This is a genomic window from Flavobacterium adiutor (genome assembly GCF_048282555.1).
Lineage (GTDB): Bacteria > Bacteroidota > Bacteroidia > Flavobacteriales > Flavobacteriaceae > Flavobacterium.
Genome location: NZ_CP182487.1, coordinates 3,695,006 through 3,717,403, shown reverse-complemented (window position 1 = coordinate 3,717,403; position 22,398 = coordinate 3,695,006). Strand labels below are relative to the sequence as shown.

Sequence of the window (22,398 nt, the reverse complement as noted above, 5' to 3'; positions counted from 1 at the left end):
ATATAAGCTGAGAAAAAACTTGGATTGCTTTGTGGTCAAACTTTACTCAAAGTATTCAACGTGAAACCTGAAACTTTAAACCTGAAACAATTTTTCCTAACTTTGCAATATGAAAATAGAAATTTGGTCGGATATCATGTGTCCGTTTTGTTACATAGGAAAGAGACAATTAGAAAATGCTTTGACAGAATTTCCAAATGAGGAGTTTGAAATTGAGTGGAAAAGTTTTCAGCTCGATCCGTCAATAACCCCTCAGAGTGGTAAGGATGTTTATACTTTTTTGGCTGAACGGAAAGGTATTTCAGTTGAGCAGTCAAAAGAAATGCATAAAGCGGTTGTTGAGCGTGCGAAAAGTGCTGGTTTAGATTATCATTTTGACAAAACAATTGTTTCGAATTCACTAACAGCTCATCGCATTATACATTTAGCAAAGACAAGAGAATTGGCTAATGAAATAAAAGAAATTTTCTTTAAGGCATACTTTACAGAAGGGAAAGATTTAAATGATCCTTCGGTTTTAATAATGTTAGGTATTCAGGCAGGCTTAGATGAAAATGAAGTTCGGAAAGTAATAGAAAATGAGAATATGTTTTTAAATGATGTGCAAAAGGATATTGCCGAAGCGCAGGAAATTGGAGTGCAGGGTGTTCCGTTTTTTGTTTTTGATAGAAAATATGGCATTTCGGGAGCTCAGCCTGTTGAGGCTTTTATACAAACAATTAATAAAGTCAGGGAATAGTCTTGAATATTTACTAAAAACCAATCCCGATAGTTACTTAATACTATCGGGATTGTTTTTTATACATATATATAATAGTATAGCAGGAGAGTTTATGCAGTCTGATTGAAGTTTAAGAAAAGGGTATTTACTTTTAATAAGGAGCTGTTTCCCGCTATTGGTTTCAATCTTTTGCTTTTTAAAGAAAAAAGCAAAAGGATTTTCACTTCTATCGGGGCTATGAGGTGCTTTTTAAAGAGAAATAGCTGTAGAAAAGATATAATCAAAGCTTTTCAGGATGAAAAGAAGCTTTTTTAAAACATAACTTTTGTTCAGCAAACAGTATTAAAGATTAAAAACTCCTCAAAAACGGAATTCAAAAAGCATGCTGAAATAAGGGAAAATCAGTTTGTAGTAGAAAAAACTTACAATTTTTCAAAAAAGTCTAATCTGTAAGGAATTTGTTATGAGTTAGTTAATAAAAAAGGTTTAAAAAGATTGAAAAAATATAAAAAAAAGAGTTGTAAATGTAAATAAAGGTGTTACTTTTGCACCCGCAATAACGAAAGGCGTTCACTGAAATACTGGCAAGCACTCTGATTGAGAGAAAAAAGATTTTCAAAAAAAAAAGATTAGAAAAAGCTTGTGAGATTTGAAAAATGCTTTTACATTTGCACCCCGTAAAACACGGAAAGTTCGTTGAGAGATTGAAAGAAAAAGGAGAAAAAAGAAACGAAAAAAAAGTTTCAATTTTTTTAAATTTTTCTTGCAGGAAACAAAAAGAATTTTTACTTTTGCACCCGCTTTGAGAAACAAACGATAAGCGAAAAAAATAAAGAAAATTACGTTCGTAGACATATTGAATTGACAGCCGTTTTAACAGAGATGTTAGGACAAAAGAATAAGAGTAATGGAATCGATAGATTAGGGAAGAACCGATAGATATTCATCGCAATATAATATTAAAATATACGATGAAGAGTTTGATCCTGGCTCAGGATGAACGCTAGCGGCAGGCTTAACACATGCAAGTCGAGGGGTAGAAGTCTTCGGGCTTTGAGACCGGCGCACGGGTGCGTAACGCGTATGCAATCTACCTTTTACAGGGGGATAGCCCAGAGAAATTTGGATTAATACCCCATAGTATAGTGAGTTGGCATCAACCTACTATTAAAGTCACAACGGTAAAAGATGAGCATGCGTCCCATTAGCTAGATGGTAAGGTAACGGCTTACCATGGCTACGATGGGTAGGGGTCCTGAGAGGGAGATCCCCCACACTGGTACTGAGACACGGACCAGACTCCTACGGGAGGCAGCAGTGAGGAATATTGGACAATGGGCGCAAGCCTGATCCAGCCATGCCGCGTGCAGGATGACGGTCCTATGGATTGTAAACTGCTTTTGTACGAGAAGAAACACTCCTTCGTGAAGGAATTTGACGGTATCGTAAGAATAAGGATCGGCTAACTCCGTGCCAGCAGCCGCGGTAATACGGAGGATCCAAGCGTTATCCGGAATCATTGGGTTTAAAGGGTCCGTAGGCGGTTTAGTAAGTCAGTGGTGAAAGCCCATCGCTCAACGGTGGAACGGCCATTGATACTGCTGAACTTGAATTATTAGGAAGTAACTAGAATATGTAGTGTAGCGGTGAAATGCTTAGAGATTACATGGAATACCAATTGCGAAGGCAGGTTACTACTAATGGATTGACGCTGATGGACGAAAGCGTGGGTAGCGAACAGGATTAGATACCCTGGTAGTCCACGCCGTAAACGATGGATACTAGCTGTTGGGCGCAAGTTCAGTGGCTAAGCGAAAGTGATAAGTATCCCACCTGGGGAGTACGAACGCAAGTTTGAAACTCAAAGGAATTGACGGGGGCCCGCACAAGCGGTGGAGCATGTGGTTTAATTCGATGATACGCGAGGAACCTTACCAAGGCTTAAATGTAGATTGACCGTTTTGGAAACAGAACTTTCGCAAGACAATTTACAAGGTGCTGCATGGTTGTCGTCAGCTCGTGCCGTGAGGTGTCAGGTTAAGTCCTATAACGAGCGCAACCCCTGTTGTTAGTTGCCATCGAGTCAAGTCGGGAACTCTAACAAGACTGCCAGTGCAAACTGTGAGGAAGGTGGGGATGACGTCAAATCATCACGGCCCTTACGCCTTGGGCTACACACGTGCTACAATGGCCGGTACAGAGAGCAGCCACTGTGTGAGCAGGAGCGAATCTATAAAGCCGGTCACAGTTCGGATCGGAGTCTGCAACTCGACTCCGTGAAGCTGGAATCGCTAGTAATCGGATATCAGCCATGATCCGGTGAATACGTTCCCGGGCCTTGTACACACCGCCCGTCAAGCCATGGAAGCTGGGGGTGCCTGAAGTCGGTGACCGCAAGGAGCTGCCTAGGGTAAAACTGGTAACTAGGGCTAAGTCGTAACAAGGTAGCCGTACCGGAAGGTGCGGCTGGAACACCTCCTTTCTAGAGCCTCATATGTTAGTGGATACACACGTTGGGGATAAAAGATGATTATTTATAAAGTTCTGAATTGAAAGATTTGATTACTCTTGCTGTTAATTTAAAAAAATAATGAAAATTAAGTAAAAACAGAGTCTCGTAGCTCAGCTGGTTAGAGTACTACACTGATAATGTAGGGGTCGGCAGTTCGAGTCTGCCCGGGACTACTATTTAACTTAAAAAAAAGGAAATTTTAGAGGTTGAGTAACCGTTTTAAGTACTGTTAACTAAAAACTGTTAACTGACAACTAAAAAATGGGGGGATTAGCTCAGCTGGCTAGAGCGCCTGCCTTGCACGCAGGAGGTCAACGGTTCGACTCCGTTATTCTCCACGAAATAATTGAAAATTATCAATTGATAATTATTAATTGTTAAAGTTCATTGACATATTGAGATAAGAAAAAATTAAAAAGTAGAAAGCGTTTTTTATTATTAGTAGTAATACAAATAAAAGAAAACAAAAAAAACGGTCTTGTTTTAAGTAACAAGATTGGTACAATAAGCAAAATAAGGGCGTATGGGGGATGCCTAGGCTCTCAGAGGCGATGAAGGGCGTGATAAGCTGCGAAAAGCTGCGGGTATGGGCACACACCATTTGATCCGCAGATACCCGAATGGGGCAACCCACTATGTTGAAGACATAGTACACCGATAGGTGGGCAAACCCGCTGAACTGAAACATCTAAGTAGGCGGAGGAGAAGAAAACAAAAGTGATTCCGTAAGTAGTGGCGAGCGAACGCGGATTAGCCCAAACCAATGTTGTTATGGCAATGTTGGGGTTGTAGGACCACGATATTTTATGTACACGGAACCAGAAGTTACTGGAAAGTAGCGCCAAAGAGGGTGATAGCCCCGTATGGGTAACAAGTATAATAGATAGTGGTATCCTGAGTAGGGCGGGGCACGTGAAACCCTGTCTGAATTTGGCGGGACCATCCGCTAAGGCTAAATACTCCTGAGAGACCGATAGTGAACCAGTACCGTGAGGGAAAGGTGAAAAGAACCGTGAATAACGGAGTGAAATAGATCCTGAAACCATACGCTTACAAGCGGTCGGAGCCCTTTGGTGGGGTGACGGCGTGCCTTTTGCATAATGAGCCTACGAGTTAACGTTGCTGGCAAGGTTAAGTGATTAAGTCACGGATCCGTAGCGAAAGCGAGTCTGAATAGGGCGCTTTAGTCAGTAGTGTTAGACGCGAAACCGTGTGATCTACCCATGGGCAGGATGAAGCGCTGGTAACACAGTGTGGAGGTCCGAACCGGTTGACGTTGAAAAGTCTTCGGATGACCTGTGGGTAGGGGTGAAAGGCCAATCAAACTCGGAAATAGCTCGTACTCCCCGAAATGCATTTAGGTGCAGCGCTGATAATAGTTATATAGAGGTAGAGCTACTGATTGGATGCGGGGGCTTCACCGCCTACCAATTCCTGACAAACTCCGAATGCTATATAATGTTTTACAGCAGTGAGGGCTTGGGTGCTAAGGTCCAAGTCCGAGAGGGAAAGAACCCAGACCATCAGCTAAGGTCCCCAAATATATGCTAAGTTGAAAGAACGAGGTTTGTCTGCCCAGACAGCTAGGATGTTGGCTTGGAAGCAGCCATTCATTTAAAGAGTGCGTAACAGCTCACTAGTCGAGCGGACGAGCATGGATAATAATCGGGCATAAGCATATTACCGAAGCTATGGATTTACAGTTTACTGTAAGTGGTAGGGGAGCATTCCAGCAGGGTTGAAGGTGTATCGTAAGGTATTCTGGACTGGCTGGAAAAGAAAATGTAGGCATAAGTAACGATAATGCGGGCGAGAAACCCGCACACCGAAAAACTAAGGTTTCCACAGCTATGCTAATCAGCTGTGGGTTAGTCTGGTCCTAAGGCGAACCCGAAAGGGACAGTCGATGGCCAACGGGTTAATATTCCCGTACTACTAATTACTGTGATGGGGTGACGGAGTGATGAAAGCGCCGCGAACTGACGGAATAGTTCGTTAAAGTACCTAGCTATATTCTCTATAGGCAAATCCGTAGAGAATGGTGAAATACGATAGTACTCGGAGTCTTCGGACAAAGAGATAGTGCGCCTAAGGGCTTCCAAGAAAAACCTCTAAACTTCAGGTAATTAGTACCAGTACCGTAAACCGACACAGGTAGTTGAGGAGAGAATCCTAAGGTGCTCGAGAGATTCATGGCTAAGGAATTAGGCAAAATAGACCCGTAACTTCGGGAGAAGGGTCGCCCCGAGCAATCGGGGCCGCAGTGAAGAGGTCCAGGCGACTGTTTATCAAAAACACAGGGCTCTGCAAAATCGTAAGATGAAGTATAGGGCCTGACACCTGCCCGGTGCTGGAAGGTTAAGAGGAGATGTTATCTTCGGAGAAGCATTGAATTGAAGCCCCAGTAAACGGCGGCCGTAACTATAACGGTCCTAAGGTAGCGAAATTCCTTGTCGGGTAAGTTCCGACCTGCACGAATGGTGTAACGATCTGGACACTGTCTCAGCCATGAGCTCGGTGAAATTGTAGTAACGGTGAAGATGCCGTTTACCCGCAGTGGGACGAAAAGACCCTGTGCACCTTTACTATAGCTTAGTATTGACCTTGGATAAATGATGTGTAGGATAGGTTGGAGACTATGAAGCGGCGTCGCCAGGCGTTGTGGAGTCATTGTTGAAATACAACCCTTTGTTTATCTGAGGCCTAACTCTTCGAAGAAGATGACAGTGCTTGGTGGGTAGTTTGACTGGGGTGGTCGCCTCCAAAAGAGTAACGGAGGCTTCTAAAGGTTCCCTCAGTACGCTTGGTAACCGTGCGAAGAGTGCAATGGCATAAGGGAGCTTGACTGAGAGACATACAGGTCGATCAGGTACGAAAGTAGAGCATAGTGATCCGGTGGTTCCGCATGGAAGGGCCATCGCTCAAAGGATAAAAGGTACGCCGGGGATAACAGGCTGATCTCCCCCAAGAGCTCATATCGACGGGGGGGTTTGGCACCTCGATGTCGGCTCGTCACATCCTGGGGCTGGAGAAGGTCCCAAGGGTTGGGCTGTTCGCCCATTAAAGTGGCACGCGAGCTGGGTTCAGAACGTCGTGAGACAGTTCGGTCTCTATCTACTGTGGGCGTTAGAAATTTGAGTGGATCTGATTCTAGTACGAGAGGACCGAATTGGACTAACCTCTAGTGTATCTGTTGTCCCGCCAGGGGCACCGCAGAGTAGCTACGTTGGGAAGGGATAAGCGCTGAAAGCATATAAGCGCGAAACCCACCACAAGATGAGATTTCTTTTAAGGATCGTGGAAGATGACCACGTTGATAGGCTATAGATGTAAAGGCAGTAATGTCATAGTCGAGTAGTACTAATAATCCGTAAGCTTATGTACACCCTTTTCCTCCCGTGTAAAAGACGGGAGGGAAGCACTTTCTAATAGAATAATAGTTTTCTTTATCTCAGTATGTTAAGATATTGTCCGTACGCGGAAAGTAACTAGTAAAGAGTAAGTAGTGATTAGCTTAAAAACTAATTACTAAGCACTAAGGACTAATTACTAACAACCTTAAGGTGGTTATTGCGGCGGGGCTCACCTCTTCCCATTCCGAACAGAGAAGTTAAGCCCGCCAGCGCAGATGGTACTGCAGTTTTGTGGGAGAGTATGTCGTCGCCTTTCTTTTGAAAACCCTATTCTGAAAAAGAATAGGGTTTTTTGTTTAAAATGAGGTACCTTAGCTCAGATGGTAGAGCAATGGACTGAAAATCCATGTGTCCCTGGTTCGATCCCTGGAGGTACCACAAAATGCTCGGATGGTGAAATTGGTAGACACGCTGGACTTAAAATCCAGTGGACAGCAATGTCCGTGCGGGTTCAAGTCCCGCTCTGAGTACAAATCCCTAAAAAAACGCAATTACTATAACTTAAGTAATTGCGTTTTTTTGTTTTATGAAAGCTTTTAAATAATCAAAGGATGAGATATTCCTAAATTATTATGTAAACTAAGGATCAAAGCAAAAACCTGTGGGGATGCAAAAATTAAGCATAAATATTAGTTAGCCTAAAAAGGAAGTATTCTATATTTCTAACACCTCTAAATTTTGATCTAAATGCTTTTATTTTAGCATTGAATGATTCTGCAGAAGCATTAGTACTTCTGTTATCAAAATAATTTAAGATGGTTTGATAATGATTCATAATTGTACGAGAGATTGTACCGAAAGACTTAAATCCAGATTGATCTACTTTTTCATGCCATCTGGCTAATTTTGCAAAACCAATGATTTTATCGGTTGTATTCTCAAAGATGCCACGGAGCTCTTCAGTTAGATTGTATCCTTTTTGAATATCAGGATATAACTCAAATAGTAAGGTAGCACGTTCTATTTGATTTTGAGTCCATTTCGATTTGGATTTATACAAGAAATAGCGACTCCTCGCTAGTAATTGCTTAAGGGTATCCCCATTTGAAAGTGTTTTAGATTCGAAATTTACTTTTGACTTTTTGGCTTTTTCAATAGCATCATTTTCTTGATCAATGGCTTGCCAACGATATTTAATCCTGATTTCCTGCAGGGCTTCTGCAGCTAGCTTTTGAACATGGAATCGGTCTGTAACTCGAGTAGCATTAGCAAAACACTTTTTAGCTATCAATCCCATATTCCCGGCCATATCCAGAGTAATTTCCTTGACTAGATTCCGCTGTTTAAGAGGAATTTTTTCAATAACGCCAATAACTGTTTCTGCTTTAGTTCCTGCAATCATAGCTACTATAGTTCCTTTTCTACCTTTACCGGATTTGTTGGTTAAAATAGTATAGAGTTCGCCATTTGAAAGTGAGGTTTCGTCTATTGATAAACGCTTTCCAATATTTTGTGGAAAAAGAAGCCATTTTTTAGCATGTGATATTTGATCCCAAACTTTGAAATCACTTAGAAAATCTTTGTATTGACATTGCAGGTTTCTACCAGAAACTCCATAGAAAGAGGCAATGGTATTACAATCATTTGGACTGGAATCTATTGATCTCTTTTAAAAAAGACGCAAACTCCTGGGTTACACGAGTTCTGTCTGCTACTAAATTCCAATCTCTAAAAACGATCTTTCGAGTATCTTCATTAAGCCATCTTCTGCGAGTGATGTGAAGATATACTTGGTGTCCACGGATAGGAAAATCCTGAACCGTTATCTCTTCGAAGAATCCTTTTGAGCTTAATTTTGATTCTCTGTATTCTTTAGGTATCGAATTAATCTCTTTTAAATACAGATGGAGTGTTTCATCTTTCTTTTTATAAGAAGTAAGTTCGAAGTAGTCTACTATTATCTCAGGTAATAACAACTTAAGGATATCGATAAAAGAATCTTGCATTGGGGGATAGATTGAACATACAAATATCTAGATTTTAATATTTCCCCACAACAATATGTTATGATCCCTTTTCTACCTTTACCGGATTTGTTGGTTAAAATAGTATAGAGTTCGCCATTTGAAAGTGAGGTTTCGTCTATTGATAAAAGGAAGTATTCTATATTTCTAACACCTCTAAATTTTGATCTAAATGCTTTTATTTTAGCATTGAATGATTCTGCAGAAGCATTAGTACTTCTGTTATCAAAATAATTTAAGATGGTTTGATAATGATTCATAATTGTACGAGAGATTGTACCGAAAGACTTAAATCCAGATTGATCTACTTTTTCATGCCATCTGGCTAATTTTGCAAAACCAATGATTTTATCGGTTGTATTCTCAAAGATGCCACGGAGCTCTTGAGTCAGATTGTATCCTTTTTGAATATCAGGATATAACTCAAATAGTAAGGCAGCACGTTCTATTTGATTTTAAGTCCATTTCGATTTGGATTTATACAAGAAATAGCGACTCCTCGCTAGTAATTGCTTAAGGGTATCCCCATTTGAAAGTGTTTTAGATTCGAAATTTACTTTTGACTTTTTGGCTTTTTCAATAGCATCATTTTCTTGATCAATGGCTTGCCAACGAAAAAATACAGCGGACAGCACGGTCAACAAGGAAACCATGTAAAATATTTAAGAATAAATGCTTTTAAATTAGTATTAGGGGTTACTGAAATTAAAGCAACTTTGGTAGTTCAATGAAGGATTTAATCTTTCTGAATTATGATGGCTGAATAATATTTTAATTGAACTTTGTATTTTGAATAAAAAAAACCTGCAAACTTTTCGTATGCAGGTTCATAAATTTTTTTTATGATTAAAAATTTATTTAATCAGATCAAAACTTCTTTTTACAAAAGCTGTAAGTTCTTCTCCTTTTAATAAATTTTGAGATAATTTGGCAAGATCCAGAGCTTGTTTGACTAGGTTTTCCTGAGTTGATTTGTCTTCAGTATTTAAAATGTTGGAAGCTAAATCAGAGTTTGTATTTACTACTAAATTGTACATTTCTGGCATGTTTCCCATTCCGAACATTCCTCCACCGCCAGACTGGCTCATTTCTTTCATTCTGCGCATAAATTCTGGCTGCGTGATAATAAATGGTGCAGCTTGGCTATCCATCGCTTCCAATTGAACAGAATATGCTTTTGGGATGTAAGCTTCTAATGAAGTTTTTAAAGCCTCTTTTTCTTCATCCGATAATTTAGAAATTGTATTTTCATCCTTTTTTATTAGGTTATCGATGTGGTCAGAATCGACACGAACGAAAGTTAAATCTCTATTGTCGCCTTCTATTTTCTGGATTAGATGTGATATGATAGGAGAATCTAAGAGCAATACTTCATATCCCTTTTCTTTTGCTGTTTGGATATAAGAGTGTTGAGCATCTTTATTTCCAGCATATAAAATGACTAGTTTTCCGTCTTTATCTGTTTGGTTTTCTTTTATCTTCTCTTTTAATTCTTCAAGAGTAAAATAGGTGTCATCTACAGTTGGGTACAATACAAATGCACCAGCCTTTTCGTAGAATTTATCCTCAGAAAGCATTCCATACTCTAAAACAATTTTAATATCGTTCCATTTTTGTTCAAAATCAGCACGATTTTCATTAAATAGAGCTTTTAATTTATCAGCTACTTTACGTGTAATATAGTTTGAAATTTTCTTAACAGCACCGTCAGCTTGTAATCCTGAGCGAGAAACATTTAATGGGATATCCGGAGAATCTATAACTCCTTTAAGCATTGTCAAAAATTCAGGTACAATTCCTTCAACATTGTCGGTAACGTACACCTGATTTTGGTACAATTGAATTTTATCTTTCTGAATTTGCAAATCAGAACCTAATTTAGGAAAGTATAAAATTCCGGTTAAATTAAATGGATAATCTACATTTAAGTGAATGTTAAATAACGGTTCTTCAAATTGCATAGGATATAATTCTCTGTAGAAGTTTTTGTAATCTTCATCAGATAATTCAGAAGGCTGTTTTGTCCAGGCAGGGTTTGGATTATTAATGATGTTATCGGTTTCAACGGTTTCATTAACGTAATCTTCAGGAGCATCTTCTGGTTTTGGAAGCGTTTCTGTTCTAGTTCCAAATTTAATTGGAATAGGCATAAATTTATTATACTTATTCAATAGTCCGCTGATTTTAGAATCTTCTAAAAATTCAAGCGAATCTTCTGCAATATGCAAAATAATCTCAGTACCACGTGAAGTTTTGTCAGCTGGCTCGAGAGTAAATTCAGGGCTTCCGTCACAAGTCCAGTGTGCTGCTGGTTCATCTTTATAAGATTTTGTAATGATTTCCACTTTTTCAGCAACCATAAAAGCAGAGTAGAAGCCAAGACCAAAATGTCCGATTATTCCAGAATCTTTTGCAGAGTCTTTATATTTGTCTAAAAACTCCTCAGCACCAGAGAAAGCTACCTGATTGATGTATTTCTCAACTTCATCTGCAGTCATTCCTAAACCCTGATCGATGATGTGGATTTTTTTACCTTCTTTGTCCACTTTAACTTCGATAATTGGATTTCCGTACTCTACTTTTGCTTCCCCAATGCTAATCAGGTGTTTCAATTTTAAAGTAGCATCTGTACCATTCGATACCAACTCACGTAAAAAGATTTCGTGATCGCTATATAAGAACTTTTTGATTAAGGGAAAGATGTTTTCTACAGAAACATTAATTTTACCTGTTGTCATATTTTTTAATTTTTTAGTTTAATTAGATTAGTTTCACTTATTCAAATTAGATACCAATTTTTTTATAGTGACAAAATGTCGTATGTGTTAATTTTGAAAGAAAATAATAGGATTTTGGAACTCAACATATTTTGATGAGTTGTATCTTTGCGATACAATAATTGTCAAATGTGTAAGTAATAACTTAAATAATTCTAAAAAATGAAGAAATTTATTTTCATTTGCATGATGTCCACGATCTTATTTGCGTGTAAATCAGCTTCATCAACTACAGCTTCAACAGAAGCAGAAATTTCAAAAAAACTTGACAGACCAACTCAAGTTGCTATCAAAGGAAACTGGGTACTTACAAATGTTTCTTATGCCGGATCTGATTATATCAAAGTTAATTCTTTTGATCTTGCAGATTCTAAATGTTTTATAGGCAGTACCTGGAATTTTATTTCTAATAATAATAAAGGTACAATGACACTGAATTCTCCGAGTTGTACGGCCTTTACTTCTCCCATTGTCTGGAGTATTAATAATCAAGGACTTTTTGTTTTGAAAATTGTTGATCCTGGAACAAAATCAAAAAATGTGAGAACAGGATATTTGTTAAAAGTGGCAGGATTAACTGATAATTCATTTCAGTTGATTGATACAATTAATGTTGGTGGACAATCTAAAGATGTTACTTACCAATTTCAAAGAGCTAATTAATTTTAAAGAAGAATAAAAAATGAAAAAGATAACAGTTTTAGGATTGAGCAACTTACTTGTATTAGTTAGTTTATTTGCAAGCTGCGATTCAGTTAAAAATGCTAATAATACTCAAAAGGGTGCCGGAATTGGTGCCGTTGCAGGAGGTGTAATTGGAGCTGTATTAGGAAATAATTTAGGTAAAGGTGGAAACGCTGCTCTGGGAGCTGCAATTGGAGCTGCAGTTGGTGGAGGTACCGGAGCACTTATTGGAAATAAAATGGACAAGCAGGCTCGTGAAATTGATCAGGCTCTGCCGGGTGCAAATGTAGAGAGAGTAGGTGAAGGAATACACTTAACGCTTAATGAAAATGCTGTTCGTTTTGACACTAATAAATCAACCTTGACTGCTCAGGCAAAAGCAAATTTGGATAAATTAGTTCCGGTTTTTAATGATTATGGAGATACTGATATTCAAATTTTTGGATATACTGACAATACTGGTAAACCAGAATATAATTTAACACTTTCCGGACAGAGAGCCGCATCTGTAAAGGCTTATTTGGTTTCAAAAGGATTACAATCAAGCCGTTTTAAGACATCAGGTTTAGGAATTGCTGATCCGATAGCTACGAATGATACTGCGGAAGGAAGATCTCAAAACCGTCGTGTTGAGTTTGCAATTACTGCAAATGATAAAATGGTTAATGAGGCTAAAGCTCAGGCTGGAAAATAATTTAAGTACAATAAAATTTATTAAAAGCTGTTTCTTAATTGAAGCAGCTTTTTTTTGCCTTTCGAAATTAAACATTGTAAATTTGAACTCTCAATTAAAACACATGCTTGACATTCAAAATATTTCATTTTCGTATACCGATAAACCCGTTATAAAAAACGTTTCTTTTACCATAAATAAAGGTGAAAACATTGCTATTATTGGTGAAAGCGGCTGTGGAAAAAGTACGCTTTTAAAACTCATATATGGACTGTATGATCTGGATGAAGGAAAAATTTTTTACGAAGAAAAACCAGTTTTAGGGCCGAAATATAATTTAATTCCGGGAATGCCTTATATGAAATATCTGGCACAGGATTTCGATTTATCACCTTATGAAACGGTAGCTGAGAACGTAGGAAAGTTTCTTTCTAATGGTTTTGCTAATATGAAGAAGCTGCGAGTTCAGGAGCTTTTAGAAATGGTTGAGATGGAGCAGTTTTCAAATATTAAAGCAAAATTTTTAAGTGGCGGACAGCAGCAAAGAGTAGCATTAGTTCGTGTTTTAGCATTAGAACCTGAAGTTATTTTGCTTGATGAACCTTTTAGTCAAATTGATGCTTTTAGAAAAAATGCGTTACGCCGAAATTTATTTAGATATTTGAAACAGAAAAAAATCACCTGTATTATTGCTACGCATGACAGTACAGATGCTTTATCATTTGCCAATGAAGCTATCGTTATGCGCAACGGAGAAATTATGACTAAAGGTAATCCGGCAGAAATTTATACAAATCCATCTTCGAAATATATCGCCTCTCTTTTTGGAGAAGTTAATGAGATTCCAACTCATTTATTGCGACCTTCCGAAGATGAAACTGAAAAATCATTAGTTTATCCACATCAGTTAATCATGGTTGAGCATTCTGATTTGGAAGTTAAAGTCCGAAGAACCTATTTCAGAGGAAATCACTATTTGATTGAAACTGTTTACAAGAGGCAACTGATATTTTTTGAGAACGAATTTGATTTACCTCTTGAAATAACTATTTTCTTAGGGCTTAATACTTAACCAAATAATACATCATGAATGTCTTCTGTTTTGTCAAAAACGCTTTTTGCAAAAGGACAAAGTGGAATAATTTTCAGACCATTATTTCTGGCGTAGTCTACAGCTGCCATAACTAGTTTTTTCCCAACGCCTTTTCCGTTGAATTCTTCGTTTACTTCAGTATGGTCAATGATGAATTTTGCATCTCCTGCCCATGTATAGGTCATTTTTCCGGCTTGTTTTTCGTTTTCGATAGCTTCAAAATAGCCTTTTCTTATATCGTTGATTTGATGGATGTCCATGATGAATTATATTAGTGTTGTTTTAATTTCGATTGAATTAGTTAATGTTTTATGAATCGGACAGCTGTTTGCAATAGTTTCTAAGCGTTGTTTTTGAGCATCGTCAATTTCGCCGGTAATTTCTATCTTTCGGATAAATAAAGATACTTTTTGATCAGAATCCCTTTCAAAATCTACTTTTATATCAATTTCAGAAACATTCCATTGTTTTCTGTTGATGTACATTCGTAAAGTAATTAAGGTACAGGAGGCCAAAGATGAGGCTAAAAGTTCAGACGGACTGAATCCTAAATTTTTACCGCCCATTTCCTGAGGTTCATCTGCAATAACAATATTTCCACTGGCAGATGTTATTTCTGTTCGATACAAACGAGTATCTATTTTTGCGGATAGTGTTTCCATAAATTATTTACTTCTTGGTTCTGGTAATGGTACAAATTCAGTTTCGCCCGGAACTTTCGGAAATGTTTGTGCTGTCCAGTCTTGTTTGGCTTTTTCAATAAGATTTTTATCTGATGAAACAAAATTCCAAAAGATAAAATGCTCTTCAGGTAAAGGCTGTCCCCCAAAAATATACACAGTTGAATGGGCTGTAATTTCAAATTCGCAAAGCGTACTGTTATTAGTAATCAGAATTTGTTTCGAATCATAAACATGCTCGCCATTTTTAATGCTTCCCTCTAAAATATACAAACCACTTTCGCCGAATAAATCTTTTCCGATATTCATTTTTTGAGTTTCCTTACTTTTAATTTCAATAAAATATAATGGGCTGTAAACAGGAACCGGAGATTTTTTTCCGAAAGCTTCACCGGCAATCAGTTTATATGAAACGCCATTTTCTTCCCAGGCCGGAATATCGTGAGCTTCAACATGAGTGAAATTCGGATCGATCTGTTCCAGTTCTTTCGGAAGCGCCACCCAAATCTGCAATCCGTGAAGCATTTTATCTGAATGTCTTAAATATTCGGGAGTTCTCTCTGAGTGAACAATTCCTTTTCCCGCTGTCATCCAGTTTACAGCACCTGGTTTTATTTCTAATTCAGTTCCTAAACTATCGCGGTGCATGATGCTTCCTTCAAACAAAAAAGTAAGCGTAGAAAGCCCAATATGCGGATGTGGCGGGACATCCATATTTTCGTATTGATTTAAGTGTGCAGGTCCCATATGATCAATAAATACAAATGGTCCAACGGCTCTTTTTTCACGGAAAGGCAATAACCTGCCTACCATAAAATTGCCAATATTGGCAGCGCGTTCTTCTATAATTAAACTGATATTTGACATGGTTGATTTTATTTGAAACAAAATTACAGCAGTAGTACAAGTGTGTAACTTAATTTAGATTAAGAAAATTCGTTATTAGATTTGTATCTATAAAAATAAGAAATAAAAGATATATGGATTATATAAACTGTTACAAATCCAATATGCTAAGTTGAGAAATATGTTTTAATCAATTAGTTCAAATTCTAAAACGTCACTTTCAGTTCCATTGATTATAATCGATAAGTGATGAATTCCGGTATAGAAAACACGTGTTGTGATTAATTTAAACGACTGGTTTCTTTCAATTTTTATTAGTTGATTAGGAGGATAGATTTTTTCACTGATTTTGAAAACTTTTTTTGCCAGATGTCCTTTTGCTTTTTTGTAATGAACAGCATATTCTAAGCGAATCGTTTTTGGCTCTTCATTTTTATTATGTAAATGAAAACGAAACTGCAAATAATCTCCAATTTTTACAATTGGTGTTTTGATCTCAAAAGATGAAAGTTCAATATTTGTGCTTTCTAAGCCATAATGATTTAAAATTTCAGGATGTCCCTGCTTTAATAAAGTGCGGCATCCGTGTTTGATTATCCCATCAGTTTCTTTACTGTGATTTTTCCATCTGGAAGCGATTTCAAGTACAATTCCCGGATTATCTTTTACAATATCATTGAGATTGTTGGCAACGCTTCTGCGAACGTATTCAGATGGATCCTTTTTCAAATTTTCTAAAATGGGGAGAATAGAAGTTGGATTTTTTTTCAGGAACGGAATGGCCATTGCCCAAGGTAATCTTGGCCTTGAGCCTTCACTCGCTAAGCGGCGTACATGATGATTTTTGTGTAAAGACCATCTTATCATTTCGTCAATCATTTTTTGTTTATATTTTAAAATGAAAGGACGAACAGCAAATTCACAACTTATAAATTGTGTAATTGTAACAAAAGCTTTTACTGAAGTTTCAAAATCATCTAAGCCATATATTTCAATGTAATCGGCAAAGAAAATAAAAGCCAGATTACCATCGGTAAAACTATTTTTCTTTAAGTTTTCGATGATTTTGTCAATTAAAGCAACTGCTTCAGGGAAATTTTCAGGCATAAACTGATGAAGAACAACTGTTGTATGCTTCATTCGGTCTTTCCATTCTTTTTGAGTAAAATTACCTTCGTAAATGGCATCGATGAATTTCTGTTTGTGAAATGAAGGATGTACTTCGGCGACAGCCTGGCCAAATTTTTCGTAAAATGTAACGGAGTATATATCTTTAATTAATCCCATGAATTTTATTTGAATGAAGCTCAAAGATATTTAATGTACTGGAACAAAAAATAAAAATGTTTAAACGATTAAAGATTAAGTTTCATTTAGAAAAAACTTTATTTGCCCAATTATATTGATGCTTAATGAAAGAGATGATAAAGATGTTATTTAACTTTTCGGGCTAAAGTAACTTTTAAATCCACAAAATAAGTCCTATTTTAGCATCTTATAAAATTTAACAAAATGATTAGCGAAGCACAATTTCAAACGGAATTACAATTATTGATAAGTAATGCAATTCGGGAAGATGTAGGGACGGGAGATTTTAGTTCATTGGCGTGTGTTCCTGATACTGCAAACGGACAAGCTAAATTATTGGTAAAGGATCAGGGGATAATTGCTGGAGTAGAACTAGCTAAAATGATATTTCAATATGTTGATCCGGGACTGAAAGTAAAAACTTTTATTGAAGACGGTTCTCACGTAGAATACGGGCAAGTTGTTTTTGAAGTTTCGGGGCGTTCACAAGCTATTCTGAAAGCTGAAAGGGTGGTTTTGAACAGTATGCAGCGTATGTCTGCAATTGCTACCAAAACAAATCATTTGATGCAGCTTCTGGAGGGAACTGGAGCTAAAATATTAGATACACGCAAAACAACTCCAAATTTCAGAGTGGCCGAAAAATGGGCAGTAAAAATCGGTGGAGGAGAAAATCATCGTTTTGCCTTATACGATATGATAATGTTAAAAGATAATCATATCGATTTTGCAGGAGGAATTACATTAGCAATAAATAAAACAAAGGAGTATTTGAAAGCTAATAATCTGGATTTAAAGATTATTGTTGAAGCCAGAAATTTAGATGAAATTCGGGAAATCTTATTGAGCGATGGGGTTCACAGAATTCTAATTGATAACTTTAATTATGAAGATACGAAAACAGCCGTAGCCTTAATTGGTAAAAAATGTCAGACAGAATCTTCAGGTAACATTAACGAAAAAACGATTCGGGAATATGGACTTTGCGGTGTAAATTATATTTCATCAGGAGCTTTGACACATTCAGTTAATAATATGGATTTGAGCCTGAAAGCTTTCTAAAGAAACAACTTATCATAGTACATTAGAGTTTGTAATCTAAAATTTAGGCTCAACTAACTAAAACTATACTATATGTCGCAGGAAATAGGAGATCGGCTTGAGAAAATGCCAGTTGTACGTTTTTTGATTCAATTCTTAAAGGATATAAAATTACCATGGTTGGAAGGTTTTTCATTGTATGATTTACTCGAAATGTATATTCTGGGTATTCTGGAAGGGGCTTTTTCCTACCATGCCAGTGCGGTGTCGTTTAGTTTCTTTATGGCTTTATTTCCTTTTGCACTGTTCATCCTGAATCTAATTCCTTATATTCCTATTGAAGGATTTCAGAATGATTTTCTGCAATTTGTGCAACAGGGAGTTCCGCCAAATACTTACGATGCGATTAGTAAAATAATAAGTGATATTTTAAATAATAGTCACTCAGGTTTATTGTCATCAGGATTTTTGCTTTCAATTTTTTTGATGGCAAATGGTATTAATGGTATTCTTAGCGGTTTTGAATCGTCTAAACATGTTTTTGATAAGCGTGGTTTTTTTAGTCAATATTTGGTAGCAATTGCGATTTCACTAGTAATGACACTTATATTATTTGTAACTGTGGCGACCATTGTTGTTTTTGAGGTGTTTATTCAAAAAACGATTATTCAGGATGTGCTGAGCGACAGGATTCCATTGATTATTTTGGGAAGATATTTGTTTGTTATGCTTATGATTTTGATAACATCTTCAATATTATTGCGTTACGGGACAAGGCAATACAATAAGGTTCCTTTTATTAGTATCGGATCGGTTTTTACAACAGTTTTAATTATTATATCTTCGTTCTTTTTTGGAATTTGGGTTATAAAATTTTCAAAGTATAATGAACTTTATGGTTCTATAGGGACATTATTGATTCTAATGTTTTATATTTGGATAAACTGTATGATACTGCTGCTGGGTTTTGAACTCAATGCCACAATCAGAAAATTAAAACAAAAAAATAAATAGGATTATGAAAAATTGGATGTTAGCTATTGCTTTTTTTCTATCGTTAAATGCTATTCATGCTCAAGGCGTTGTTGGGAAATGGAAAACAATTGATGATGAAACGGGTGAGGCAAAATCAATAGTAGAGATTTATGAAAAATCCGGAAAAATGTACGGAAAAGTCGTAGATATACTTCGTGCTGATCATAAAAAAGATGTATGTATAAAGTGTGAAGGGGGCGAAAAAAATAAGCCTATTTTAGGTATGGTAATTATTAACGGACTTAAAAAAGACGGGGCTGAGTATAATGGAGGGACAATTTTAGACCCAACAAATGGGAAAAAATACAAGTGTTATATTACTCTGGATTCAGCTGATAAATTAAAACTTCGTGGTTATATCGGGATTTCTATTGTAGGTAGAACACAATACTGGACACGAGTTAAAAATTAATTTTATAAAATGCGAAATTTAGCTTCCCTAATTTTATTCTTAGCAACACTATTTGATAGCTCGGCACAATCTAAGAATTCATCATTACAGATAAGTCATCTTTCAGGTGGCTTTTATGTTTATAAAACATTTCATGATTACAAAGGACAGTTAATTTCTGCTAACGCAATGTATCTTGTTACAGACGCTGGTGTAGTTTTGTTTGATGCGCCCTGGGATGAAACGCAGTATGAACCATTATTGGATACTATTAAACAAAAGCATAATAAAGATGTTATAATGTATTTTGCGACACATTCTCATGAAGATCGTGCAGGAGGTTTGAATTTTTACAGACAAAAAGGAATTAAAACGTATACTATAAAAGCGACAGATCAAATTCTTAAGCTTGAAAACCAAAAAAGAGCCGAATTTATAATTCCGAATGATACTACTTTTACAGTTGGTCAACATACTTTTGAAGTTTATTACCCAGGAAAAGGACATGCTCCGGATAATATTGTAGTTTGGTTTGATAAAGATAAATTGCTTTATGGAGGTTGTTTTGTTAAAAGTGCAGAAGCAAAAGATTTAGGTTATCTGGGGGATGCTGATGTGAAAGAATGGGAGAAATCACTTCAAAAAGTACAAGCGAAATTTAAAAATCCGATTTATATTATTCCTGGTCATGATGATTGGAGGAATACAGAATCTCTGAAACATACTTTGAGAATGGTTCGGAAATATAATACGGTACAAACTTCGGGTAAAAAATAATTCACAAATTTAAAATAATTACATGTTTTTTGTCGAAGTTGTTTTACCGCTTTCTTTAGCTAAAACCTTTACATATCGTATTTCTGAAGCTGAATTCCATTTTATTAAAAATGGAATGAGGGTAGCAGTGCCTTTTGGCAAAAGTAAAATTTATACAGCTTTGGTTATTGATCTGCACCAAAATGAACCAGGTTTGTATGAAGCGAAAGAAATTCATCAAATACTAGACGAAAAGCCAATTGCAACAGAAATCCAGATTAAGCACTGGCTTTGGGTAGCAAATTATTATATGTGTGGGATTGGAGATGTGTATCGTGGTGCATTTCCTGTAGGGTTATTACTGGAAAGTGAAACGATTATTTCGCATAAACCAAATCGTATAATACATGATAGTGAGCTTTCTGATGATGAATTTTTGATTTATGAAGCTTTACATCATCAAAGTTCACTTAAGGTTCAGGATATCATTTCAATTCTGAATAAGAAAAATATACTTCCGGTTCTTCAAAAAATGATTTCAAAAGATATTATTGTTTTAGAAGAGGAAATAAAGGAAAGTTATAAACCAAAATTGGTTCGATATGTAAAACTGCATTCGAAATATGAATCTGATAGTGGTTTAAATGAATTGTTGGGAATATTGAAAAATGCTAATAAACAAAAAGAAATTGTTTTGGCTTATTTTCAAATTAGTGCTTCAGAAAAGAAACCCATTACAGTTAAGAAATTGGTAGAAGTCTCAAATTCGGCTTCCACAGTTGTAAAAGCATTAATAGAGAAAGAAATTTTTGAAGAGTATTATTTGCAGCATGACAGGGTTTCTTTTGAAGGAGCTGCTTCGGAAAAACAATTAGTATTGAGTAAGACTCAGCAAACAGCTTTAAATGAAATTGAAAATTGCTTATTAGAAAAAGAGGTTTGTCTGCTTCACGGTGTTACTTCAAGTGGTAAAACAGAAATATATATTAAGTTAATAGAGGGATATTTAGCCATAGGAAAACAGGTTTTATATCTTTTGCCTGAAATTGCACTTACAGCGCAACTGGTATCTCGTTTGCGATTTCATTTTGGCGATAAAGTAGCTGTTTTTCATTCTAAATACAGTAACAACGAGAGGGTAGAAGTCTGGAAGAAAACGCTGGAGAATTCAGAAAAAGCACAAATTGTAATAGGGGCAAGGTCGGCTTTATTTTTGCCTTTTACTAATCTTGGTTTATTAATTGTGGATGAAGAACATGAACAGACTTTTAAGCAGACTGATCCGGCACCTCGATTTCATGCACGTGATTCAGCAATTGTTTTGGCTAATTTTCATGGTGCAAAAGTGCTTTTAGGATCAGCAACTCCAAGCATTGAAACTTATTTTAATACTCAAATTCAAAAATTCGGTTTAGTTACCATTACCGAACGTTATAACGATGTCCGAATGCCTGAAATTGTTTTGGTTGATTTAAAGGACAAACATTTTAGAAAAAGAATGACGGGCCACTTTAGTGATCTTTTGATTGAAGAAATAGCAGAAGCGTTGTCTTTAGGTGAACAAGTAATTTTGTTTCAAAACAGAAGAGGATATTCGCCAGTGATTGAGTGCTCAACCTGTGGGCATGTGCCCCATTGTCAGCAGTGCAATGTAAGTTTGACTTATCATAAATACAAAAATCAGCTGCGTTGTCATTATTGCGGTTATTCAATAGCAAAGCCAACGCATTGTCATAATTGTTCTAGTATTGATCTGACAACAAAAGGCTTTGGAACAGAGCAGATAGAACAGGAGCTAGGCGCACTTTTTCCGAAGGCAAAAACCGGAAGGATGGATCAGGATACGACAAGAGGGAAGTTTGGCTTTGAAAAAATTATTGATGCCTTTAAAAACAGAGAAATAGATATTTTGGTTGGTACACAAATGCTGGCTAAAGGATTGGATTTTGATAATGTAAGTCTAGTTGGAATTATGAATGCTGATAATATGCTGCATCATCCTGATTTTAGAGCATTTGAACGCAGCTTTCAGATGATGACGCAAGTCGCAGGAAGAGCCGGAAGATCTAAAAAACAAGGAAAAGTTGTGATTCAGACTTATAATCCAAATCATAATACAATTCAGCAGGTTACGATGCATGATTATGCGGGTATGTATAAGGAACAATTGTATGACAGGAAAATTTATAAATATCCACCTTATTTCAGAATTATAAAACTGACTTTAAGACACCGTGATTTTGATAAATTAAAAGAAGGTACCATGTGGATGTATCAGGTTTTAAACCAAAACTTAAATTTGCCTGTTTTAGGTCCTGAAGAACCTGCAATTAACAGGATAAGAAATGAATATATCAGAACAATATTGATCAAAATTCCGCAAAACATGCCTTTAACAGCTACAAAAAAAACTATTCAGAAAATATTGAATAGTTTTGAAGCAGTTCCGCAATACAGAGCTATAAAGGTGGTTGTAAATGTGGATTTTTATTAACTATTAAGAG

Annotated in this window: 18 protein-coding genes, 4 tRNA genes and 3 rRNA genes; 16 read left to right on the top strand and 9 right to left on the bottom strand. The window is 36.5% G+C overall.

The window, feature by feature from the left end; all coding sequences use genetic code 11:
• Positions 1-109 precede the first annotated feature (109 nt).
• From ACNC7R_RS15770 to ACNC7R_RS15735, 8 genes are all read left to right on the top strand, one after another.
• Positions 110-739, top strand: coding sequence for a DsbA family oxidoreductase (locus ACNC7R_RS15770; RefSeq protein ID WP_417942013.1), 630 nt, complete (start codon positions 110-112; stop codon positions 737-739).
• Between the two features lie 950 nt (positions 740-1,689).
• Positions 1,690-3,203, top strand: a 16S ribosomal RNA gene (locus tag ACNC7R_RS15765).
• 129 nt (positions 3,204-3,332) lie between these two features.
• A tRNA-Ile gene (locus tag ACNC7R_RS15760) sits at positions 3,333-3,406 on the top strand.
• A 91-nt stretch (positions 3,407-3,497) separates the two neighbouring features.
• A tRNA-Ala gene (locus tag ACNC7R_RS15755) sits at positions 3,498-3,571 on the top strand.
• A gap of 164 nt (positions 3,572-3,735) precedes the next feature.
• Positions 3,736-6,617, top strand: a 23S ribosomal RNA gene (locus ACNC7R_RS15750).
• 175 nt (positions 6,618-6,792) lie between these two features.
• A 5S ribosomal RNA gene (gene rrf, locus ACNC7R_RS15745) occupies positions 6,793-6,902 on the top strand.
• The 16S, 23S and 5S rRNA genes sit together here with 4 tRNA genes alongside, the layout of an rRNA operon.
• A gap of 49 nt (positions 6,903-6,951) precedes the next feature.
• Positions 6,952-7,024: transfer RNA gene (locus ACNC7R_RS15740), tRNA-Phe, on the top strand.
• 6 nt (positions 7,025-7,030) lie between these two features.
• Positions 7,031-7,116: transfer RNA gene (locus ACNC7R_RS15735), tRNA-Leu, on the top strand.
• A gap of 146 nt (positions 7,117-7,262) precedes the next feature.
• Here ACNC7R_RS15735 and ACNC7R_RS15730 read toward each other — a convergent pair.
• The 5 genes from ACNC7R_RS15730 to htpG all read right to left on the bottom strand — a co-directional run bounded on the left by ACNC7R_RS15730 (position 7,263) and on the right by htpG (position 11,348).
• Positions 7,263-8,036: an ISL3 family transposase gene (locus ACNC7R_RS15730; protein ID WP_417943169.1), complete on the bottom strand. Its 774-nt coding sequence runs from the start codon at positions 8,034-8,036 to the stop codon at positions 7,263-7,265.
• A gap of 190 nt (positions 8,037-8,226) precedes the next feature.
• On the bottom strand, positions 8,227-8,592 hold the full coding sequence (locus ACNC7R_RS15725) for a transposase (RefSeq protein ID WP_417942012.1): 366 nt from the start codon (positions 8,590-8,592) through the stop codon (positions 8,227-8,229).
• On the bottom strand, positions 8,544-9,059 hold the full coding sequence (locus ACNC7R_RS15720) for an ISL3 family transposase (protein ID WP_417943180.1): 516 nt from the start codon (positions 9,057-9,059) through the stop codon (positions 8,544-8,546). The genes ACNC7R_RS15725 and ACNC7R_RS15720 overlap by 49 nt, the downstream gene beginning before the upstream one ends.
• 6 nt (positions 9,060-9,065) lie before the next feature.
• On the bottom strand, positions 9,066-9,263 hold the full coding sequence (locus tag ACNC7R_RS15715; protein WP_417942011.1) for a hypothetical protein: 198 nt from the start codon (positions 9,261-9,263) through the stop codon (positions 9,066-9,068).
• A gap of 201 nt (positions 9,264-9,464) precedes the next feature.
• Positions 9,465-11,348, bottom strand: a complete 1,884-nt coding sequence (gene htpG / locus ACNC7R_RS15710; RefSeq protein WP_417942010.1) for a molecular chaperone HtpG — start codon at positions 11,346-11,348, stop codon at positions 9,465-9,467.
• A gap of 201 nt (positions 11,349-11,549) precedes the next feature.
• On the opposite strand from htpG, the gene ACNC7R_RS15705 reads away from it, so the two are divergent.
• The 3 genes from ACNC7R_RS15705 (at position 11,550) to ACNC7R_RS15695 (ending at position 13,816) form a co-directional block, all read left to right on the top strand.
• Positions 11,550-12,050, top strand: a complete 501-nt coding sequence (locus ACNC7R_RS15705) for a lipocalin family protein (RefSeq protein WP_417942009.1) — start codon at positions 11,550-11,552, stop codon at positions 12,048-12,050.
• A 19-nt stretch (positions 12,051-12,069) separates the two neighbouring features.
• Positions 12,070-12,765 (top strand): OmpA family protein, encoded by a 696-nt coding sequence (locus ACNC7R_RS15700; protein WP_417942008.1) that lies wholly within the window; start codon positions 12,070-12,072, stop codon positions 12,763-12,765.
• A gap of 103 nt (positions 12,766-12,868) precedes the next feature.
• Positions 12,869-13,816 carry an ABC transporter ATP-binding protein gene (locus ACNC7R_RS15695; RefSeq protein WP_417942007.1) on the top strand — a complete coding sequence of 316 codons (948 nt, stop codon included), beginning with the start codon at positions 12,869-12,871 and terminating at the stop codon, positions 13,814-13,816.
• On the opposite strand, the gene ACNC7R_RS15690 is transcribed toward ACNC7R_RS15695, so the two are convergent.
• The 4 genes from ACNC7R_RS15690 to ACNC7R_RS15675 form a co-directional block, all read right to left on the bottom strand.
• Positions 13,813-14,097: a GNAT family N-acetyltransferase gene (locus ACNC7R_RS15690; protein ID WP_417942006.1), complete on the bottom strand. Its 285-nt coding sequence runs from the start codon at positions 14,095-14,097 to the stop codon at positions 13,813-13,815. The two genes, ACNC7R_RS15695 and ACNC7R_RS15690, sit on opposite strands and share 4 nt — an antisense overlap.
• A gap of 6 nt (positions 14,098-14,103) precedes the next feature.
• Positions 14,104-14,499 carry an OsmC family protein gene (locus ACNC7R_RS15685; protein WP_417942005.1) on the bottom strand — a complete coding sequence of 132 codons (396 nt, stop codon included), beginning with the start codon at positions 14,497-14,499 and terminating at the stop codon, positions 14,104-14,106.
• A 3-nt stretch (positions 14,500-14,502) separates the two neighbouring features.
• Positions 14,503-15,384, bottom strand: a complete 882-nt coding sequence (locus tag ACNC7R_RS15680) for a pirin family protein (RefSeq protein WP_417942004.1) — start codon at positions 15,382-15,384, stop codon at positions 14,503-14,505.
• A gap of 165 nt (positions 15,385-15,549) precedes the next feature.
• A complete protein-coding gene (locus tag ACNC7R_RS15675) occupies positions 15,550-16,650 on the bottom strand; it encodes a DNA alkylation repair protein (protein WP_417942003.1) in 1,101 nt (366 codons plus the stop codon).
• Between the two features lie 225 nt (positions 16,651-16,875).
• Here ACNC7R_RS15675 and nadC point away from each other — a divergent pair, with 225 nt between their 5' ends.
• The 5 genes from nadC to priA all read left to right on the top strand — a co-directional run bounded on the left by nadC (position 16,876) and on the right by priA (position 22,388).
• Positions 16,876-17,733, top strand: coding sequence for a carboxylating nicotinate-nucleotide diphosphorylase (nadC, locus tag ACNC7R_RS15670; protein WP_417942002.1), 858 nt, complete (start codon positions 16,876-16,878; stop codon positions 17,731-17,733).
• A 72-nt stretch (positions 17,734-17,805) separates the two neighbouring features.
• Positions 17,806-18,726, top strand: coding sequence for a YihY/virulence factor BrkB family protein (locus tag ACNC7R_RS15665; RefSeq protein WP_417942001.1), 921 nt, complete (start codon positions 17,806-17,808; stop codon positions 18,724-18,726).
• 4 nt (positions 18,727-18,730) lie between these two features.
• Entirely contained in the window at positions 18,731-19,159 is a 429-nt protein-coding gene (locus tag ACNC7R_RS15660; protein WP_417942000.1) for a DUF2147 domain-containing protein, read from the top strand.
• Positions 19,160-19,168: 9 nt separating this feature from the next.
• Complete coding sequence (gene bla-B1-FLAV, locus ACNC7R_RS15655; RefSeq protein WP_417941999.1) at positions 19,169-19,915, top strand: subclass B1 metallo-beta-lactamase; 747 nt, start codon at positions 19,169-19,171, stop codon at positions 19,913-19,915.
• Positions 19,916-19,937: 22 nt separating this feature from the next.
• On the top strand, positions 19,938-22,388 hold the full coding sequence (gene priA / locus ACNC7R_RS15650; protein ID WP_417941998.1) for a replication restart helicase PriA: 2,451 nt from the start codon (positions 19,938-19,940) through the stop codon (positions 22,386-22,388).
• Positions 22,389-22,398 lie beyond the last annotated feature (10 nt).